At 59.4% G+C, this 18903-nt stretch carries 16 protein-coding genes, 1 rRNA gene and 1 riboswitch; of the genes, 8 read left to right on the top strand and 9 right to left on the bottom strand.

Translation table 11 applies throughout. The annotated features are described in order from the left end of the window. Positions 1–75: 75 nt before the first annotated feature. A complete protein-coding gene (rpoC, locus tag BS626_RS17185; protein WP_075183602.1) occupies positions 76–4299 on the top strand; it encodes a DNA-directed RNA polymerase subunit beta' in 4224 nt (1407 codons plus the stop codon). 232 nt (positions 4300–4531) lie between these two features. Here the strand turns inward: rpoC and thiH are convergent, their stop codons facing one another. The 7 genes from thiH to BS626_RS17150 form a co-directional block, all read right to left on the bottom strand. After that, entirely contained in the window at positions 4532–5656 is a 1125-nt protein-coding gene (thiH, locus tag BS626_RS17180; RefSeq protein WP_075183601.1) for a 2-iminoacetate synthase ThiH, read from the bottom strand. Between the two features lie 3 nt (positions 5657–5659). Then, positions 5660–6433: a thiazole synthase gene (locus BS626_RS17175; RefSeq protein WP_075183600.1), complete on the bottom strand. Its 774-nt coding sequence runs from the start codon at positions 6431–6433 to the stop codon at positions 5660–5662. A gap of 2 nt (positions 6434–6435) precedes the next feature. Beyond that, positions 6436–6636, bottom strand: a complete 201-nt coding sequence (gene thiS / locus BS626_RS17170; RefSeq protein WP_075183599.1) for a sulfur carrier protein ThiS — start codon at positions 6634–6636, stop codon at positions 6436–6438. Further along, positions 6617–7381, bottom strand: a complete 765-nt coding sequence (locus BS626_RS17165; protein ID WP_075183598.1) for a HesA/MoeB/ThiF family protein — start codon at positions 7379–7381, stop codon at positions 6617–6619. The genes thiS and BS626_RS17165 overlap by 20 nt, the downstream gene beginning before the upstream one ends. Beyond that, complete coding sequence (gene thiE, locus BS626_RS17160) at positions 7374–8015, bottom strand: thiamine phosphate synthase (RefSeq protein ID WP_075183597.1); 642 nt, start codon at positions 8013–8015, stop codon at positions 7374–7376. Before thiE ends, BS626_RS17165 begins: the two co-directional genes overlap by 8 nt. Next, positions 8012–9937, bottom strand: a complete 1926-nt coding sequence (thiC, locus tag BS626_RS17155; protein ID WP_075183596.1) for a phosphomethylpyrimidine synthase ThiC — start codon at positions 9935–9937, stop codon at positions 8012–8014. The genes thiE and thiC overlap by 4 nt, the downstream gene beginning before the upstream one ends. Before the next feature lie 90 nt (positions 9938–10027). Further along, a riboswitch (TPP riboswitch) is annotated at positions 10028–10128 on the bottom strand. An 80-nt stretch (positions 10129–10208) separates the two neighbouring features. Beyond that, the gene (locus tag BS626_RS17150; protein ID WP_075183595.1) at positions 10209–10715 is read right to left on the bottom strand and encodes an Rsd/AlgQ family anti-sigma factor; all 507 of its coding nucleotides are present in this window, start codon (positions 10713–10715) and stop codon (positions 10209–10211) included. Positions 10716–10785: 70 nt separating this feature from the next. On the opposite strand from BS626_RS17150, the gene nudC reads away from it, so the two are divergent. The 6 genes from nudC (at position 10786) to BS626_RS17120 (ending at position 15264) form a co-directional block, all read left to right on the top strand. Further along, positions 10786–11556 carry an NAD(+) diphosphatase gene (gene nudC / locus BS626_RS17145; protein ID WP_075183594.1) on the top strand — a complete coding sequence of 257 codons (771 nt, stop codon included), beginning with the start codon at positions 10786–10788 and terminating at the stop codon, positions 11554–11556. A 39-nt stretch (positions 11557–11595) separates the two neighbouring features. Then, positions 11596–12663 (top strand): uroporphyrinogen decarboxylase, encoded by a 1068-nt coding sequence (gene hemE / locus BS626_RS17140; protein ID WP_075183593.1) that lies wholly within the window; start codon positions 11596–11598, stop codon positions 12661–12663. 18 nt (positions 12664–12681) lie between these two features. Then, the gene (nfi, locus tag BS626_RS17135; RefSeq protein ID WP_075183592.1) at positions 12682–13353 is read left to right on the top strand and encodes a deoxyribonuclease V; all 672 of its coding nucleotides are present in this window, start codon (positions 12682–12684) and stop codon (positions 13351–13353) included. 62 nt (positions 13354–13415) lie between these two features. Further along, positions 13416–14006, top strand: coding sequence for a YjaG family protein (locus BS626_RS17130; RefSeq protein ID WP_075183591.1), 591 nt, complete (start codon positions 13416–13418; stop codon positions 14004–14006). A 246-nt stretch (positions 14007–14252) separates the two neighbouring features. Continuing rightward, entirely contained in the window at positions 14253–14525 is a 273-nt protein-coding gene (gene hupA, locus BS626_RS17125; RefSeq protein ID WP_004097675.1) for a nucleoid-associated protein HU-alpha, read from the top strand. A 70-nt stretch (positions 14526–14595) separates the two neighbouring features. Then, the gene (locus tag BS626_RS17120) at positions 14596–15264 is read left to right on the top strand and encodes a DUF1481 domain-containing protein (protein WP_075183590.1); all 669 of its coding nucleotides are present in this window, start codon (positions 14596–14598) and stop codon (positions 15262–15264) included. Between the two features lie 37 nt (positions 15265–15301). Here the strand turns inward: BS626_RS17120 and purD are convergent, their stop codons facing one another. Both purD and purH read right to left on the bottom strand, forming a co-directional pair. Then, positions 15302–16591 carry a phosphoribosylamine--glycine ligase gene (gene purD / locus BS626_RS17115; protein ID WP_075183589.1) on the bottom strand — a complete coding sequence of 430 codons (1290 nt, stop codon included), beginning with the start codon at positions 16589–16591 and terminating at the stop codon, positions 15302–15304. A gap of 13 nt (positions 16592–16604) precedes the next feature. After that, entirely contained in the window at positions 16605–18194 is a 1590-nt protein-coding gene (gene purH / locus BS626_RS17110; RefSeq protein ID WP_075183588.1) for a bifunctional phosphoribosylaminoimidazolecarboxamide formyltransferase/IMP cyclohydrolase, read from the bottom strand. Positions 18195–18783: 589 nt separating this feature from the next. On the opposite strand from purH, the gene BS626_RS17105 reads away from it, so the two are divergent. Continuing rightward, a 16S ribosomal RNA gene (locus BS626_RS17105) occupies positions 18784–18903 on the top strand; the annotation flags it as partial.

Genomic DNA, 18903 nt, shown 5'->3' with positions numbered 1-18903 from the left:
GCAATTGTACTGGTTACGGGATGCGCCGCTGCGGTGGCGCATCCCTGAGAGTCTCACTCCGACGGGAGCTAATCCGTGAAAGACTTACTTAAGTTTCTGAAAGCGCAAACTAAGACCGAAGAGTTTGATGCGATCAAAATTGCGCTGGCTTCGCCAGACATGATCCGTTCCTGGTCATTCGGTGAAGTGAAAAAGCCGGAAACCATCAACTACCGTACGTTCAAACCGGAGCGTGACGGTCTTTTCTGCGCCCGAATTTTCGGACCGGTAAAAGATTACGAGTGCCTGTGCGGTAAGTACAAGCGCCTGAAACACCGCGGTGTGATCTGTGAGAAGTGCGGCGTTGAAGTGACCCAGACCAAAGTGCGCCGTGAGCGCATGGGCCACATCGAACTGGCTTCCCCGACCGCGCACATCTGGTTTCTGAAATCGCTGCCGTCCCGTATCGGCCTGCTGCTGGATATGCCGCTGCGTGACATCGAGCGCGTGCTGTACTTCGAATCCTACGTGGTGATTGAAGGCGGCATGACGAACCTGGAAAAACGTCAAATTCTGACGGAAGAGCAGTACCTTGACGCGCTGGAGGAGTTCGGTGACGAATTCGATGCGAAGATGGGTGCGGAAGCTATCCAGGCACTGCTGAAAAACATGGATCTGGAGCAGGAATGCGATCAGCTGCGTGAGGAGCTGAACGAAACCAACTCTGAGACCAAGCGTAAAAAGCTGACCAAGCGCATCAAGCTGCTGGAAGCGTTCGTTCAGTCTGGCAACAAGCCGGAGTGGATGATCCTGACCGTGCTGCCGGTGCTGCCGCCGGATCTGCGTCCGCTGGTACCGCTGGACGGTGGCCGCTTCGCGACGTCGGATCTGAACGATCTGTATCGCCGCGTGATCAACCGTAACAACCGTCTGAAGCGCCTGCTGGATCTCGCTGCGCCGGATATCATCGTGCGCAACGAAAAGCGTATGCTGCAGGAAGCGGTTGATGCCCTGTTGGATAACGGGCGTCGCGGTCGTGCGATCACCGGTTCTAACAAGCGTCCGTTGAAATCACTGGCCGACATGATCAAAGGCAAACAGGGTCGTTTCCGTCAGAACCTGCTCGGTAAGCGCGTTGACTACTCCGGCCGTTCCGTGATCACCGTGGGTCCTTACCTGCGCCTGCATCAGTGCGGTCTGCCGAAGAAAATGGCGCTGGAGCTGTTCAAACCGTTCATCTACGGCAAGCTGGAACTGCGTGGCCTGGCCACCACCATCAAAGCCGCGAAGAAAATGGTTGAGCGCGAAGAAGCGGTTGTCTGGGATATCCTGGACGAAGTGATTCGTGAACACCCGGTACTGCTGAACCGCGCACCGACGCTGCACCGTCTGGGTATCCAGGCGTTTGAGCCGGTCCTTATCGAAGGTAAAGCCATCCAGCTGCACCCGCTGGTGTGTGCGGCGTATAACGCCGACTTCGATGGTGACCAGATGGCCGTACACGTGCCGCTGACGCTGGAAGCCCAGCTGGAAGCACGTGCGCTGATGATGTCAACCAACAACATCCTGTCTCCGGCGAACGGCGAGCCAATCATCGTTCCGTCTCAGGACGTGGTTCTGGGTCTGTACTACATGACCCGCGACAAAGTGAATGCCAAAGGCGAAGGCATGGTGCTGACCGGCCCGAAAGAAGCCGAGCGCGTTTATCGTGCGGGCCTGGCCGAGCTGCATGCGCGCGTAAAAGTGCGTATCACCGAATTTGAAAAGAATGAGCAGGGCGAGTTCATCGCCAAAACCAGCCTGATCGACACCACGATCGGCCGTGCCATTCTGTGGATGATTGTCCCTAAAGGTCTGCCGTACTCCATCGTCAACCAGGCGCTGGGTAAAAAGGCTATCTCCAAAATGCTGAACACCTGTTACCGCATTCTGGGTCTGAAGCCGACCGTTATCTTTGCTGACCAGACCATGTACACCGGTTTTGCCTATGCGGCGCGTTCCGGTGCGTCCGTCGGTATCGACGACATGGTGATCCCGGCGAAGAAAGTGGAAATCATCAGCGAAGCCGAAGCCGAAGTGGCCGAGATCCAGGAGCAGTTCCAGTCTGGTCTGGTGACAGCCGGTGAGCGTTACAACAAAGTTATCGATATCTGGGCCGCGGCGAACGAGCGCGTGGCGAAGGCGATGATGGAAAACCTCTCGACCGAAACCGTGATTAACCGCGACGGTGAAGAAGAGAAGCAGGTCTCCTTTAACAGCATCTTTATGATGGCTGACTCCGGTGCGCGTGGTTCTGCGGCACAGATTCGTCAGCTGGCAGGGATGCGTGGTCTGATGGCGAAGCCGGATGGCTCCATCATCGAGACGCCGATCACCGCGAACTTCCGTGAAGGTCTGAACGTACTCCAGTACTTCATCTCCACGCACGGTGCGCGTAAAGGTTTGGCGGATACCGCACTCAAAACCGCGAACTCCGGTTACCTGACCCGCCGTCTGGTTGACGTTGCACAGGATCTGGTCGTGACCGAAGATGACTGCGGCACGTTCGAAGGCATCATGATGACCCCGGTCATCGAAGGCGGCGATGTGAAAGAGCCGCTGCGCGAGCGCGTACTGGGCCGTGTGACGGCCGAAGACGTACTGAAGCCGGGTACGGCGGATATTCTGGTTCCGCGTAACACGCTGCTCCACGAGCACTGGTGTGATTTGCTGGAAGAGAACTCCGTTGACAGTGTGAAAGTGCGCTCGGTCGTAAGCTGCGAAACCGACTTTGGCGTCTGTGCTCACTGCTACGGTCGTGATCTGGCGCGTGGCCACATCATTAACAAAGGTGAAGCCATCGGCGTGATTGCTGCGCAGTCCATCGGTGAGCCGGGTACTCAGCTGACCATGCGTACGTTCCACATCGGTGGTGCGGCATCGCGTGCGGCGGCCGAATCCAGCATCCAGGTGAAAAACAAAGGCACCATTAAGCTCTCGAATGCCAAGTCAGTGACCAACTCGTCTGGCAAGCTGGTGGTTACCTCGCGTAACACCGAGCTGAAAATGATCGATGAGTTCGGTCGGACCAAAGAGAGCTATAAAGTGCCTTACGGTGCGGTGATGGCGAAAGGCGACGGTGAACTGGTCAACGCGGGCGAAACCGTGGCGAACTGGGATCCGCATACCATGCCGGTTATCACCGAAGTGAGTGGTTTCATTCGCTTCACGGACATGATTGACGGCCAGACCATTACGCGTCAGACCGACGAACTGACCGGTCTCTCGTCGCTGGTGGTACTGGATACCGCTGAGCGTACTGCGGGCGGTAAAGATCTGCGTCCGGCGCTGAAAATTGTGGATGCGCAGGGCAACGACGTGATGATCCCGGGATCTGATATGCCAGCGCAGTACTTCCTGCCGGGCAAAGCGATTGTTCAGCTGGAAGATGGCGTGCAGATCAGCTCGGGTGATACCCTGGCGCGTGTGCCGCAGGAATCTGGCGGTACCAAGGACATCACCGGTGGTCTGCCGCGCGTTGCGGATCTCTTCGAAGCCCGTCGTCCGAAAGAGCCGGCGATCCTCGCGGAAATCAGCGGGATTATCTCGTTCGGTAAAGAGACCAAAGGTAAACGTCGTCTGGTCATCACGCCGATCGACGGTAGCGATCCTTACGAAGAGATGATCCCGAAATGGCGTCAGCTCAACGTCTTTGAAGGTGAGCGCGTCGAACGTGGTGACGTGGTATCCGATGGTCCTGAGTCGCCGCACGACATTCTGCGTCTGCGTGGCGTTCATGCGGTGACCCGTTATATCACTAACGAAGTGCAGGACGTGTATCGTCTGCAGGGCGTGAAGATTAACGATAAGCACATTGAAGTCATCGTGCGTCAGATGCTGCGTAAAGCCACCATCGAGAACGCGGGCAGCTCCGAGTTCCTCGACGGCGAGCAGGCTGAATACTCCCGCATCAAGATCGCTAACCGCGATCTGGAAGGGAACGGCAAAGTCGGTGCGACCTTCTCACGTGACCTGCTGGGTATTACTAAAGCCTCTCTGGCGACCGAATCGTTCATCTCCGCTGCCTCGTTCCAGGAAACGACGCGCGTTCTGACCGAAGCGGCCGTTGCGGGTAAACGTGATGAACTGCGCGGCCTGAAAGAGAACGTCATCGTGGGCCGTCTGATCCCGGCCGGTACCGGTTATGCCTACCACCAGGATCGCATGCGCCGCCGTGCCGCCGGTGAAGCACCGGTGGTGCCGCAGGTGACCGCGGACGAAGCCTCTGCCAGCCTGGCGGAACTGCTTAACGCCGGTCTCGGCGGCGGCAGCGACGAGTAAATCGGCTTCTGCAGCATGAAAAACCGCGCTTCGGCGCGGTTTTTTTTTGCCAGCGCTCTCAGGAAAGCGTGAAGCAGGGCCGGTAGAGGGAATGAACAGCCCGGCCCTGGCTGCCGCGATGCGGTCAGCAACGCCATTCTGGGCCACGGCTGGGTTATCGGCGAGCGCAGCATCGCGCTCCTGCGGCGCAGATTCACACAAAATTTCGCCCGATGCGGTACTTTCATGGCATTTACGTCTCCCTTCCCAAAAAAAACTCCCAGTCCTTCCACACTGGCTGCAGTCCGGCTCCGCGCAGCGCCGCGGCCACCTGCTGCGGTGTGCGCCCGTCGTGGGGAGTAAACTGCTCCAGCTCCGGACGATTTTCCGCATAGCCGCCCGGCTGTGTTTTCGAGAAAGCACTCATTTGGGTGATCGCCAGCGGCACTACGCTGTCGCGAAACGCCGGCGACTCGCGGGTGGAGAGCGTCAGATCCACGGCTGGCGCAAACAGGCGAAACGCGCACAGAGTCTGCACCAGTTGCGATTCACTCATCAGTGATGCGGCGGGGATCCCGCCGGCGCAGGGGCGCAGGCGCGGAAACGCCAGCGAGTAGTGCGATTGCCACCAGCGACGCTGTAGCCATAGCAGATGTTCTGCCAGCATATAGCAGTCGGTACGCCAGTTATCCGCCAGCCCAATCAGCGCACCCAGTCCTATCTTATCGATCCCGGCGCGGCCCAGGCGGTCAGGCGTCTCCAGCCGATAAAAAAAGTCCTGCTTATTACCCTTCAGGTGATGACGGGCATAGTGACCCTGATGGTAAGTCTCCTGATAGACCAGCACGCCATCCAGTCCGAGGGGTTTCAGCGCCGCGTAATCAGACTGCGTCAGCGGCTGTACCTCCATCATCACCGAGCTGAAGCGCGCGCGGATGGCCGGCAGATGGCGACGAAAATAGTCCATTCCGACTTTACTCTGATGCTCGCCGGTGACCAGCAGCAGTTGATCAAAGCCGAGGGCGCGAAGGGCATCGCACTCGCGGGCAATCTCCTGCGCGTCCAGCGTTTTGCGCTTAATGCGGTTGCTCATCGAAAAGCCACAGTAAGTACAGTCATTGGCGCACAGGTTGGAGAGATACAGCGGGGCGTAAATGCCCACGGTATGACCAAAACGCTGGCGGGTTAGCTGCTGCGCACGACGCGCCAGCGGTTCAAGATAGGCCGCCGCCGCCGGTGAGAGCAGCGCCATCAGTCCACTGCGATCTATTTGCGTGGCATTCAGCGCCCGCTCGACGTCGCGGGAAGTTTGGCTGTGGATACGCAGGGTAATGTCATCCCAGTCCAGCTGTTGCCAGCGGGTAAGAAAATCAGCCATCCGCTACCCCCCGCTCTCTGACAGAAAGGCGGTCAGGGGGGACGACGCGACGGCCTCGCACTGCGCACCGCGCGCTCCGCTTTGGAAGCCCAGTCGCCCGGCCTCCACCGCCAGCCGAAAAGCGCGGGCCATGGTGATGGGATCTTGCGCAACCGCGATAGCCGTATTCACCAGCACGGCATCGGCGCCCATCTCCATTGCCTCGCTGGCGTGGCTGGGCGCGCCGATACCGGCATCCACCACCACGGGTACGCCTGCTTGTTCGATGATGATAGCCAGAAAGTCGCGGGTTTTCAGTCCCTGATTACTGCCAATGGGCGCACCGAGCGGCATCACCGCGGCGCAACCCACCTCTTCCAGTCGCCTGCACAGCACCGGATCGGCGCCGCAGTATGGCAATACCACAAAACCTTCCCGCACCAGCCGCCCGGCGGCGCGCAGCGTTTCAATCGGATCTGGCAGCAGCCAGCGCGGATCGGGATGGATCTCCAGTTTGATCCAGTGGGTACCCAGCGCCTCGCGCGCCAGGCGCGCGGCAAATACCGCTTCATCCGCGGTTTTGGCACCGGAGGTGTTCGGCAACAGTTGGACTCCCAATTGTTGCAGCGGTTGCAGAATATTATCTTCCCCGCCGCGGAGATCTACCCGCTTCATCGCCAGCGTCACCAGCTGACTGCCGCAGGCCCGCAGACTTTCCAGCATCAGGGCGGCACTGGCGAACTTGCCGGTACCGGTAAACAGGCGCGAATCGAAGCGCCGTTGCGCAATCTCAAGCATGGTTAACCTCCGGCAATGACGCGAAATAGCACCACGTCATCGCCCGCCTGAAGGGAATAATGCTGCCAACGCTCGCGGGGAACGATGGCACCGTTAACCGCGAGCGCGGTGCCGGTGAGCGGCTGAGCGAGCGCCGTCAGCAGCTGAAGCAGCGTTTGTCCGGGCGCCAGCGCCTGCGGTGCGTCATTTACGGTGATGTGCATCGGCCCCTCCACATACCGGGCAGGCCGGAGTACGCGCCAGCGTCAGGGTGCGCCAGGCCTGTTGCCGTCCGTCAAATAACCGCAGTTTGCCGTCCAGCGGCGAGCGCTGACCGGTCAGCAGCCGGATGGCCTCCAGCGCCTGCAGGGTACCCATGACGCCGACTACCGGACCGAGTATCCCGGCGGTGCGACAGTTACGTTCCGGTTCGTTATCCTCCGGCCACAGGCAGCGAAAGCAGCCGTGGTGATACGGTGGGGTCAGTACCATTAACTGGCCGCCGAAGCCCACCGCGCTGGCGCTGATCAGCGGAGTAGCGTGTATTACGCAGGCGGCGTTAATAGCGTGCCGGGTCTGCATGTTATCGCTGCAGTCCAGTACCAGATCTACCGCCGGCACGTGGTGGTGCAGCGCGGTGCTATCCATGTGCTGCACCAGCGTATGGCAGCGAATACGCGGATTCAGGGCCTGCAAGTGCTGCTGTGCCCGCGCGGCTTTATTGGCCCCGGCATCGGCGTCACGAAACAGAATTTGCCGCTGCAGGTTGCTGATGTGCAGCGCGTCGTCATCGGCCAGCCACAGGGTGCCGACGCCGGCCGCCGCCAGGTAGAGCGCGGCCGGCGAGCCAAGGCCGCCCAGACCAACGACCAGCACCCGGCTCTGGCTCAGCATTTGCTGCGCCTCAAGTCCAAACTCCTCCAGCAGTAGCTGACGGCTGTAGCGCATAAAATCACGATCGTTAAGCATCCACGTCGCCCCCGCTGCCGGCCAGTGCCAGCAGCGTCGCGGTAGCGCGCTGCCAGTCGTCAGCGGCGGTAATGGCGCTGACGACCGCTATGCTGCCCACGCCGGTCGCCAGCACTTCGGGCGCTCGCGCCAGCGAAATCCCCCCGATAGCCACGGTAGGGATCTGCTGCAGTCGCGTCAGGTGGCGGCGTAGCTCCGCCAGGCCCTGTGGCGCAGAAGGCATGACTTTGGTTTGCGTAGGGAAAAGATGACCAAGCGCAATATAGGAGGGGCGACAGGCCAGCGCGCGATCCAGCTCGGCATCATCGTGGGTTGACAGCCCCAGGCGCAGCCCCGCGCTATGGATGGCGTGGAGATCGGCCACATCGAGATCGTCCTGACCGAGGTGCACGCCGTAAGCGCCGTGCTGTACGGCAAGCCGCCAGTGATCGTTGATAAATACCCGGGCGCGATAGCGGCGGCCGAGGGCGACGGCCGCGGCAATGTCTGCCCCGACCTGCCGATCGGCGCGATCTTTGATGCGCAACTGCAGGGTACGCACGCCGTGCGCCAGCAGGCGCTCTATCCATTTAGGGCTGTCGACCACCGGATAGAGACCGAGCCTGTGCGGCACGCTGGGAAAGGCTGGCCTCATGGCTGCTTCTCCGCGTCGGACGCCTGGGTGGGGTGATCACGTTCCCCAACGCGCTGGCGAAAGCGGGCTGACACGCTTGCCATTTCGATCTGAACCGGTTGCGCTTCCAACGCCGCCGCGTAATCGCGCACCTCCTGTGTCATTTTCATTGAGCAGAATTTGGGTCCGCACATCGAGCAGAAATGCGCGACTTTACCGGAGTCCTGCGGCAGCGTTTCATCGTGATAGGCGCGGGCGGTATGCGGATCCAGCGCCAGGTTAAACTGGTCTTCCCAGCGGAACTCAAAGCGGGCTTTCGACATGGCATTATCGCGGATTTGTGCCCCGGGATGCCCCTTGGCGAGATCGGCGGCGTGGGCGGCGATCTTATAGGTAATCAGCCCCTGCTTCACATCCTCTTTGTTTGGCAGGCCGAGGTGCTCCTTCGGCGTCACGTAGCAGAGCATCGCACAGCCGAACCAGCCGATCATCGCGGCACCAATCCCGGAGGTAAAGTGGTCGTAGCCCGGCGCGATATCCGTGGTCAGCGGCCCGAGAGTGTAGAACGGCGCTTCGTGGCAGTGCGCCAGCTGCTCAGTCATGTTGCGACGGATCATCTGCATCGGTACATGGCCTGGCCCTTCAATCATCACCTGGACGTCGTATTCCCAGGCGATATGGGTTAACGCTCCCAGCGTATGCAGCTCGGCGAACTGTGCTTCGTCGTTGGCGTCCTGAAGAGAGCCGGGGCGCAGTCCATCGCCCAGCGACAAGGACACGTCATAGGCGGCGCAGATTTCACAAATCTCACGGAAATGCTCGTAGAGGAAGTTTTCCTGATGATGTGACAGACACCATTTTGCCATGATGGACCCGCCGCGGGAGACGATACCGGTCAGACGCTTTGCGGTCATCGGCACGTAGCGCAGCAGCACGCCAGCGTGAATCGTGAAGTAGTCTACACCCTGTTCCGCCTGCTCCAGCAGCGTGTCGCGGAAGGCTTCCCAGGTGAGGTTTTCGGCGATGCCGTTCACTTTTTCCAGCGCCTGGTAAATCGGCACGGTGCCAATCGGTACCGGGCTGTTGCGCAGGATCCACTCGCGGGTTTCATGAATGTAGCGACCGGTCGAGAGATCCATCACCGTGTCGGCCCCCCAGCGTGTTGCCCAGACCAGTTTTTCGACTTCCTCTTCTATCGAGGAGCTGACCGCGGAGTTGCCGATATTGGCGTTCACCTTTACCAGAAAGTTGCGGCCAATGATCATCGGCTCAGCCTCCGGATGGTTAATGTTGGCCGGGATGATGGCCCGGCCGGCAGCGACCTCCTGGCGAACAAATTCCGGGGTGATATTTTCCGGCAGCCTGGCGCCAAAGGCCTGCCCTGGATGCTGCTGATTCAGTACGCTGCTGCGAATCCGTTCGCGGCCCATATTCTCCCGCAGCGCGATAAACTCCATCTCCGGGGTAATCCATCCCTGGCGGGCGTAGTACAGCTGGGTGACGCGATGCCCGGCGCGCGCGCGGCGCGGGGTTGGGTGCTGCTCAAAGCGCAGGTGATCCAGACCCTCATCCGCCAGGCGCTGCTGTGCGTAGGCGGAGCTGCGTGCCGGCAGCGTGTCGCTATCGTCGCGCGCTGCTATCCAGCGCGCGCGTAGTGGCATCAGTCCCTTACGCACGTCAATATCGGCCTGTGGATCGCCATAGGGGCCGGCGGTGTCGTATACCGGTATGGGCTCATTGGCTTCGAACTGTGGGGACTGGCCGCCACCAATCGGAGTTGGACTCAGCTGAATCTCACGCATCGGTACGCGAATGTCGGGGTGCGAACCGGTAATCCAAATGCGCGATGAGTTGGGAAAGGCGCTGCCGCGCAGTGAGTCAATAAACTGCTGGGCCCGGGCGCGTTGCTCGCGGCGTGAAAGGGTGGGTTCAGTTGCAGACATAGCTCATTCCAGTTTAAAGGGGGAGTGGGCTTGTCCGAAGTGCGGCAGGAGTAAAAAAACGGATGATGTGAGCCACAAAGGCAGCATGGCTGACGGTTTACTCTTGTTCCCTTCGCAGGTACTAACCTGATCAGGTTCCGCGGATCCCGAATGAACGGTCTCAGCCCCAAAGGGCACTCCGACAAGAAAACGTGTTACGTACAGCGGTGCAACACCCCTCCAGCATAAGAGGGGACAACCAAAAGCTCAAGCCATTTTCGGCAGGGCAGAATCAGGCGGGGCGATCGATTTGGCTATCGTTGGCGGCGCCATGAGGATGCTGATTCTGCTCATAAGCCAGCATGATCAGCGCATCTTCCAGCGTGAAGCGCGCTTCCAGCGTTTCGCCTACCTCCGACAGGGCCTGCTGAAACTCCAGACAGTTATCATCCGTAATCGCCTGCGCCAGGTGGGAATCGTACAACCGCATCAGCGTATCGGTGTTGCTCTCGAGGGGCTGGCAGATCTGGCCGGCGCTGCTGAGCGGATGGCTGTTCTGGATTTGATCAATCAGCCGTTGGTAGATACTGAAATGGCCAGTCGATAAATAATCGACCAGATTCTGGCAAAATGCATCCATGGCTTTGTCATCCAGGGTGGTCAGCGAACTTTTCGCCGGTTTCAGCCCCACGGCCTGATAATAGGCTACCAGCAGCTGACGCCGCGCGGTAAGCCAGCTATCGATCAGCGGGTTGTTTCCGCCTACGCGCGCGGTTAGACCATCTAAGTGGTTAAGCATGGTTGACTCCATGAGTTATAGTTTTAGCGCGACGGTAATAACAGCCCTAACGCTGAGGAACGGAATTTTTATGGAACGTGAACTGGTAAGCGTAGACGCTGGCTGGTGGATTGTCAGTAGCGAGCAGAAACTTTGGCTACCCGAGGGAGATTTACCACACGGCACGGCGGAATCCCTCTCATTGACCGGCCGCCGGGGGCGAAAAATCGGTGAGTGGCAGGGAGATCCGGTGTGGCTGATTCAGGGTGAGCAGCCGCAGCAGATGGGCTCGCTGCGTCAGCTACTGGATGTGGATAAAGGGTTATTCCAACTGGCCGGCCGCGGCGTACAGCTGGCGGAGTTTTTCCGTTCGCACCGCTGGTGTGGCTACTGCGGCCATGAAATGCGCCACAGCCGCAGCGAGTGGGCCTGCCTGTGCGATCGCTGCCGTCAACGCTACTATCCGCAAATTGCTCCCTGCATGATTGTGGCGATTCGCCGGGGTGACGCGATTCTACTGGCGGAGCACCAGCGCAGCCGCAATGGAATTCACACCGTACTGGCCGGCTTTGTTGAGGTCGGCGAAACGCTGGAGCAAACCGTCGCGCGCGAGGTGATGGAGGAGAGCGGACTGCAGATAAAGAACGTGCGCTACGTAGCATCACAGCCGTGGCCGTTTCCAATGTCGCTGATGATGGCGTTTATGGCCGACTACGACAGCGGTGATATTCGCATTGATGCCAAAGAGCTGAGCAGCGCCAACTGGTATCGTTACGATGCACTCCCACCGCTGCCACCGCCGGGTACCATTGCCCGGCGTCTGATCGAGGATACCGTCGCGCTGTGCCGCAGCGCGGGCTAACAGTGCTACACTAGGCCACATTTTGAGAGAGCCTGACCGATGACCGAATTAAAAAACGATCGCTATTTACGTGCCCTGCTACGCCAGCCGGTGGATGTGACGCCGGTATGGATGATGCGTCAGGCGGGGCGCTATTTGCCGGAATATAAAGCCACCCGGGCGGAAGCGGGCGATTTTATGTCGCTGTGCAAAAATGCCGAACTGGCCTGCGAAGTTACGCTGCAGCCGCTGCGGCGTTTCCCGCTGGATGCGGCGATCCTGTTCTCCGACATTCTGACCATTCCGGATGCGATGGGGCTGGGCCTGTGGTTTGAAGCCGGCGAAGGACCGCGCTTTGCCCGCCCGATCACCTGCCGTGCCGACGTGGACAAGCTGCCGGTCCCGGATCCAGAGCAGGAACTGGGCTACGTGATGAACGCCGTACGCACGATTCGCAAAAATCTGCAGGGCGCAGTGCCGCTGATCGGCTTTTCCGGCAGCCCGTGGACGCTGGCCACCTACATGGTGGAGGGTGGGGGCAGTAAGGCCTTCACTAAAGTGAAGAAAATGATGTATGCCGATCCTGACAGCCTGCATGCGATGCTGGACAAGCTGGCGCAAAGCGTCACGCTCTACCTGAATGCGCAGATTCGCGCCGGGGCACAGTCAGTGATGATTTTTGACACCTGGGGCGGGGTACTGACCGGTCGCGATTATCGTGCGTTTTCACTGCACTACATGCACCAGATTGTCGACGGGCTGCAGCGCGAGCATGACGGTCGCCGGGTACCGGTTACGCTGTTTACTAAAGGTGGCGGACAGTGGCTGGAAGCGATGGCGGCCACCGGCTGCGATGCGCTCGGCCTTGACTGGACCACGGATATGGCCGATGCCCGGCGCCGGGTGGGGGATAAAGTCGCGCTGCAGGGCAATATGGATCCGTCGATGCTGTATGCTTCGCCGGCGCGCATTGAGCAAGAGGTGGCCAGTATACTACAGGGCTTTGGCGCGGGTAACGGCCACGTCTTCAATCTTGGTCACGGTATTCACCTGGATGTGCCACCGGACCATGCCGGCGCCTTTGTTGAGGCGGTGCACCGACTGTCCAGACCGTATCATCAGGGCTAACGCTAAGCGGGAGGGAAAATGGATATCCAGGGATGGCGTGAAGAGCAGCGCGCGCGCGCCACGCAGGTGGTGCGGGAAGATGACGTCGGCCGCCCGCCGCCGACGCTGATTGGCGGAGCCGATGTGGGGTTCGAGCAGGGCGGTGAGATCACCCGCGCGGCGATGGTGCTGCTGGCGTGGCCGTCACTGCAACTGCTGGAGTATCAGGTGGCGCGCCAGCCAACTTCGCTGCCCTATATTCCGGGATTCCTCTCTTTTCGCGAAACGCCGGCGCTGATGCAGGCGTGGGGTCAACTCAGCCGCAAACCGGATCTGGTGCTGGTAGACGGGCAGGGCATTGCCCATCCGCGCCGGCTGGGAGTCGCCTCCCATTTCGGGCTGCTGGCCAATGTGCCGACCATCGGCGTCGCCAAGCGGCGCCTGTGCGGCGACTATGCCCCCCTGGATGCTGCCGTCGGTGCGCTACAGCCGCTGTATCAGCGCGATGAACAGCTTGGCTGGGTCTGGCGCAGCAAGCCGCGCTGCAATCCCCTGTTTATCTCCATTGGCCATCGCGTCAGTCAGCAGAGCGCACTGCAGTGGGTCATCAACTGCATGGCGGGTTACCGATTGCCCGAACCTACCCGCTGGGCGGACGCCGTCGCGTCGCGTCGCGCGGCCTTTCTACGCTGGCAGGCGCGGCAGGGATAAGCAGGTACCACTGCCCCTTTTCAGGTACAATGCCGCCAGAATCACCTTTAGAGAGCGTCACTATGTTACGTAACCCTATTCACCTGCGTCTGGAGAAGCTGGCCAGCTGGCAGCATCAGACCTTTATGGCTTGCCTGTGCGAGCGTATGTACCCTAACTATCAGGCCTTTTGCCAGGAAACGCAGTTCGGCGATGCGCAGCTCTACCGCCGCATACTGGATCTGGTATGGGAAACCCTGACGGTAAAAGACGCCAGAGTGAATTTTGATAGTCAGCTCGAAAAACTGGAAGCCGCCATTCCCTCGGCGGAGGATTACGATCTGTACGGCGTCTATCCGGCCATTGACGCCTGCGTGGCACTGAGCGATCTGATTCACGCGCTACTGAGCGGTGAAACCCTTGAGCAGGCGATTGAGGTGAGCGAGACCTCCATCACCACGGTGGCGATGCTGGAGATGACCCAGGCAGGACGCGAAATGACCGACGAAGAGCTGAAAGAGAATCCTGCGGTTGCTGATGAGTGGGATATCCAGTGGGAGATTTTCCGCCTGCTGGCCGCGTGTGAAGAACGGGACATCGAATTGATTAAAGGCCTGCGCGCAGACCTGCGGGAAGCGGCGATCAGTAACATCGGTATAACTTTTAACCAATAACGCAAGAAAACGTGAATTCAGGCCCGATTTACCGCGCCTGGAGGCTTCACATCCGCCCCCTCTCTGGTCTACATTTGGGGGGCTGAAAAATGTGGCTATCGGTGCGTGTTATGCAGGAGAGTGCAAACACTTCCCCACAGGCTTTCAAACGGTAGTGAGACGCTGCGGTTTGAAAGACATTGGGCAAATGGCTTTTCCCTCGCACTCGAAGCTTAGCAAGCGATAAATACACTGTAAGGATAACTTATGAACAAGACTCAACTGATTGATGTAATTGCCGACAAAGCAGATCTGTCCAAGGCTCAGGCTAAGGCGGCTCTGGAATCTACTCTGGCTGCAATTACCGAGTCTCTGAAAGAAGGTGATGCTGTACAACTGGTTGGTTTTGGCACGTTTAAAGTTAACCACCGCGCTGAGCGCACTGGCCGCAACCCGCAGACGGGTAACGAGATTAAAATCGCCGCTGCTAACGTACCCGCTTTCGTATCGGGTAAAGCACTGAAAGACGCTGTTAAGTAAGCGTACCGGAAAGGCATTTTCAAGGGGCGAATATTCGCCCCTTTTGTTTTGAGGCCTGACAGGGGGATGAATGACAGACGCTCTGCGTTTGGCTGGCATCTTGCTGGCGTTATTGCTGCTGAACGGCTGTAGCAGTAAGCCTTCCGTGCCTGATTTTACCGCCAGCGGCTACCTTGCCGATCGCGGCACGGTACGTATCTGGCGCAAAAACAGCGAAGCGCATCACGTTCATATTCAGACGGTGTATACGCCTTTCGATGGCGATCGGGCTCCGACCGAACTCAGTGAATATCACTGGCAGGGGCACACCCTGACGGCCATCACTCGCGAAACGCGCGGTGCGCATCCGGAAACGGTGACGCTGCGGTTTGATACCGCGGGAGAACTTAATTATATGCAGCGCCAGCGGGACGGACAGCGACAGGCGGTCTCTGACGAGGCGGTGGCCCTGTATCAGTTTGATGCCCAGCGGATGCTGGCGCTGAGTGACGACTTGCTGGCAGGACGGGTATTCATGACCCAGGGGCGCTGGCAGGGTAAGGGCACCGTGATCAATTGTCAGGGGCAGCCGCAGCAGCCCGCTTTCGATCGGGCATCGCGCCAACTGATTCAACAGGTTCAGGCGCGCTCCGTGACGCCGGTTAGCGTGGCCTGGCTGGAAGCCCCGCAGGGCACTCAACTGATCCTCGCCGAAGCCGGCGACGTGTGTGCCAGCGAGCCCACGGCCGCTGACTTCTAAACGCCGCCCGCCACCGGCGGGCGGCGTGAGCGCACCGTCAGTTCGATGGGCGTCCAATGGCCCGATAGCCAATGTCTGTCCGACAGAAACTGCCTTCCCAGTGGATGGGCGCTGCCAGCGCATAGGCACGCTGCTGCGCCGCGGCCACGTCTTCGCCCAGCGCCGTGACGCACAGCACGCGGCCACCGTTGGTCACCACCCGATCGTCGTTTTGCAACGTGGTGCCGGCGTGAAACACCTTGCCATCCGCCGCGTTCGTCAGCGGTAAGCCGTGGATCACGTCACCGGTCGCATACTCCCCCGGATAACCGCCAGCGGCCAGAACGACGCCCAGCGCCGGACGCGGATCCCAGACGGAATCCTTCTGATCCAGCTGCCCGGCGCAGGCGGCAAGACAAAGATCCACCAGATCGGATTGCAGACGCATCATGATCGGCTGGGTTTCAGGATCGCCGAAGCGGCAGTTAAACTCGATCACTTTTGGCTGGCCGCTGGCATCGATCATCAGACCGGCGTACAGAAAGCCGGTGTAGACGTTACCTTCCGCCGCCATCCCGCGGACCGTTGGCCAAATGATTTCATCCATCACTCGCTGGTGGATGGCATCGCTGACGACCGGTGCCGGTGAATACGCGCCCATGCCGCCGGTGTTCAGGCCGGTATCGCCATCGCCTACGCGTTTGTGATCCTGACTGGTGGCCATCGGCAGGACGTGTTCACCATCCACCATGACGATAAAGCTGGCCTCTTCGCCGTCGAGGAACTCCTCCACCACGATGCGGTGTCCCGCATCGCCAAACGCATTGCCCGCCAGCATATCCTGAATGGCGTCCTCGGCTTCCCGCAGCGTCATGGCGACAATCACCCCTTTCCCGGCGGCAAGGCCATCGGCCTTAATCACAATGGGGGCGCCTTTCTCTCGTACCCAGGCCAGCGCGGGCTCGACCTCGGTAAAGTTTTGGTATTCCGCGGTTGGGATGCGGTGGCGGGCGAGAAAATCTTTGGTGAACGCCTTGGAGCCTTCCAGCTGCGCCGCTGCCTGCGTGGGGCCAAAGATGTTCAGACCGGCGGCGCGAAAGGTATCCACCACGCCTTTTACCAACGGCGCTTCCGGTCCGACGATAGTCAGATCAATCTGCTCCTGCTGTGCAAAGTGCAGCAGCGCCTCGATGTTGGTCGCGCTGATATTGACGTTTTGCAACGTCGGCTCCAGGGCGGTACCGGCGTTACCGGGGGCGACGAATACCGTCTCCGCTAACGGTGACTGCGCGGCTTTCCATGCCAGGGCATGTTCACGACCACCGTTACCAATGATTAAAATTTTCATCTGTGTTCTCCGATTAATGACGGAAGTGACGCATGTCGGTGAAGATCATCGCAATACCGTGTTCGTTGGCGGCGGCAATCACTTCGTCGTCGCGAATCGAGCCGCCCGGCTGGATAACGCAGGTAATGCCGACCTGCGCGGCGGCATCGATGCCATCGCGAAACGGGAAGAAAGCGTCAGAGGCCATCGCGCAGCCGGCAACGTCCAGGCCTTCATCCGCGGCTTTAATGCCGGCAATCTTTGCTGAGTAAACGCGGCTCATCTGACCGGCACCAATGCCGACGGTCATGTTGTCTTTGGCATAAACGATGGCATTCGACTTAACAAATTTCGCTACTTTCCAGCAAAACAGCGCATCCCGCAGCTCCTGTTCCGTCGGCTGGCGCTCGGTGACCACGCGGAGCTGGCCGGCCTCGACCATCCCCAGATCGCGATCCTGAACCAGCAGGCCACCGTTCACGCGCTTCACATCCAGTCCGGGAACGCGCTGCTGCCACTCGCCGCAGATCAGCACGCGCACGTTCTGTTTGGCGGCGGTCACTTTCAACGCAGCTTCAGTGGCCGCAGGCGCTATTATCACTTCCACGAACTGGCGGCTGATGATGGCCTGCGCGGTGGCTTCGTCCAGCTCGCGATTAAAGGCAATGATGCCGCCAAAGGCGGAAGTAGGATCCGTTTTATAAGCCCGTTCGTAGGCCGTCAGAATGTTATCGCCTACCGCCACGCCGCACGGGTTCGCATGCTTGACGATCACGCAGGCCGGCTCGCGAAACGCTTTTACACACTCAAGGGCGGCATCGGTATCGGCAATGTTGTTGTAGGAGAGCGCTTTACCCTGCAGCTGCTGCGCGGTGGCCACGGAGGCCTCCGTCAGATGCTCTTCTATATAGAAAGCGGCAGCCTGATGGCTGTTCTCGCCATAGCGCATATCCTGCTTCTTAATAAAGTTCAGGTTCAGCGTACGCGGAAAGCGGCCGGCGGGAGCATGGCGGTCGCCGTGATAAGCGGGCACCTGGCTCCCGAAGTAGTTGGCAATCATGCTGTCATAGGCAGCGGTATGCTCAAAGGCTTTAATCGCCAGATCGAAACGGGTCGCCAGCGTCAGGGCATTTCCATTGGCGTCCAGCTCAGCCACGATCGCATCGTAGTCGCTGCTCTTTACCACGATGGCGACGTCTTTATGGTTTTTGGCGGCGGAGCGCACCATGGTCGGGCCGCCAATATCGATGTTCTCAACCGCATCTTCTCGCGAGCAGCCTTCTCGTGCGACGGTCTGCGCAAAGGGATAGAGGTTGACGACCACCATATCAATCGGCGCAATCTCGTGCTGCGCCATGATGGCATCGTCCTGGCCACGACGACCGAGAATGCCGCCGTGCACTTTCGGATGCAGGGTTTTGACGCGTCCATCCATCATTTCCGGGAAGCCGGTGTAGTCGGACACTTCGGTCACGGATAAACCGGCCTCCGCCAGCAGACGTGCGGTGCCACCGGTAGAGAGCAGCTCAACGCCGCGAGCGGCCAGGGCCTGAGCGAATTCGAGGATGCCGGCTTTATCAGACACGCTGAGTAGCGCGCGGCGGACAGGACGTGGTTGTTGCATGGTGGTTGTATCCCTTGGCTTTGGTTCGCATAAAGAAGAGCGTGACATCAAGCTTAGCTACAGAAGAAGCGATAAGCTTCAGATTACGCCCCTGGGGTGGCCCACTTTTTCGCCGGGCATTGTAGCGAAAACGTTTGCGTGATGCTCGTCAAAATTGCATAACCGCTGATGGTGTGGATAAGGATGTGGGTAAGTGGGTATAACAGCGTCTTTTGCTGTGGAATGCAGCGAACGCGTTATTTATCGTAATTTAGTGGTTGCGGTCCGCGGCGAACGCCCTATAATGCGCAACCACTGACACGGCACAACGGCCTCGCGGCGGGTGCGGTGCAGAGGCCCGGGATTCACCGGCGCCGCCGGAGAAAAACTTCTGAAAAAGAGGTTGACTCTGAAGGAGGAAAGCGTAATATACGCCACCTCGAGTTAGCAAGCGAAAGCGCCTAACTCACTGCTCTTTAACAATTTATCAGACAATCTGTGTGGGCACTCACAGGACAGATATCAAAAGCCTYCGGGCTCAAAAATATCAAGTCTCAAGAGTGAACACGTAATTCATTACGAAGTTTAATTCTTTGAGCATCAAGCTTTTTAATTGAAGAGTTTGATCATGGCTCAGATTGAACGCTGGCGGCAGGCCTAACACATGCAAGTCGAACGGTAGCACAGAGAGCTTGCTCTCGGGTGACGAGTGGCGGACGGGTGAGTAATG

This window comes from Pantoea sp. 1.19 (assembly GCF_001922585.1).
Lineage (GTDB): Bacteria > Pseudomonadota > Gammaproteobacteria > Enterobacterales > Enterobacteriaceae > 1-19.
This window is presented reverse-complemented; position numbering and strand designations above follow the sequence as displayed.

Coding starts and splice junctions, on each gene's coding strand:
- BS626_RS17165 (WP_075183598.1), bottom strand. CDS start 7,381: ATGCTTAACGATCGTGATTTTATGCGCTACAGCCGTCAGCTACTGCTG.
- BS626_RS17130 (WP_075183591.1), top strand. CDS start 13,416: ATGTTACGTAACCCTATTCACCTGCGTCTGGAGAAGCTGGCCAGCTGG.
- BS626_RS17120 (WP_075183590.1), top strand. CDS start 14,596: ATGACAGACGCTCTGCGTTTGGCTGGCATCTTGCTGGCGTTATTGCTG.
- purH (WP_075183588.1), bottom strand. CDS start 18,194: ATGCAACAACCACGTCCTGTCCGCCGCGCGCTACTCAGCGTGTCTGAT.
- BS626_RS17150 (WP_075183595.1), bottom strand. CDS start 10,715: ATGCTTAACCACTTAGATGGTCTAACCGCGCGCGTAGGCGGAAACAAC.
- nfi (WP_075183592.1), top strand. CDS start 12,682: ATGGATATCCAGGGATGGCGTGAAGAGCAGCGCGCGCGCGCCACGCAG.
- thiC (WP_075183596.1), bottom strand. CDS start 9,937: ATGTCTGCAACTGAACCCACCCTTTCACGCCGCGAGCAACGCGCCCGG.
- thiH (WP_075183601.1), bottom strand. CDS start 5,656: ATGGCTGATTTTCTTACCCGCTGGCAACAGCTGGACTGGGATGACATT.
- hupA (WP_004097675.1), top strand. CDS start 14,253: ATGAACAAGACTCAACTGATTGATGTAATTGCCGACAAAGCAGATCTG.
- nudC (WP_075183594.1), top strand. CDS start 10,786: ATGGAACGTGAACTGGTAAGCGTAGACGCTGGCTGGTGGATTGTCAGT.
- BS626_RS17175 (WP_075183600.1), bottom strand. CDS start 6,433: ATGCTTGAGATTGCGCAACGGCGCTTCGATTCGCGCCTGTTTACCGGT.
- hemE (WP_075183593.1), top strand. CDS start 11,596: ATGACCGAATTAAAAAACGATCGCTATTTACGTGCCCTGCTACGCCAG.
- purD (WP_075183589.1), bottom strand. CDS start 16,591: ATGAAAATTTTAATCATTGGTAACGGTGGTCGTGAACATGCCCTGGCA.
- thiE (WP_075183597.1), bottom strand. CDS start 8,015: ATGAGGCCAGCCTTTCCCAGCGTGCCGCACAGGCTCGGTCTCTATCCG.
- thiS (WP_075183599.1), bottom strand. CDS start 6,636: ATGCACATCACCGTAAATGACGCACCGCAGGCGCTGGCGCCCGGACAA.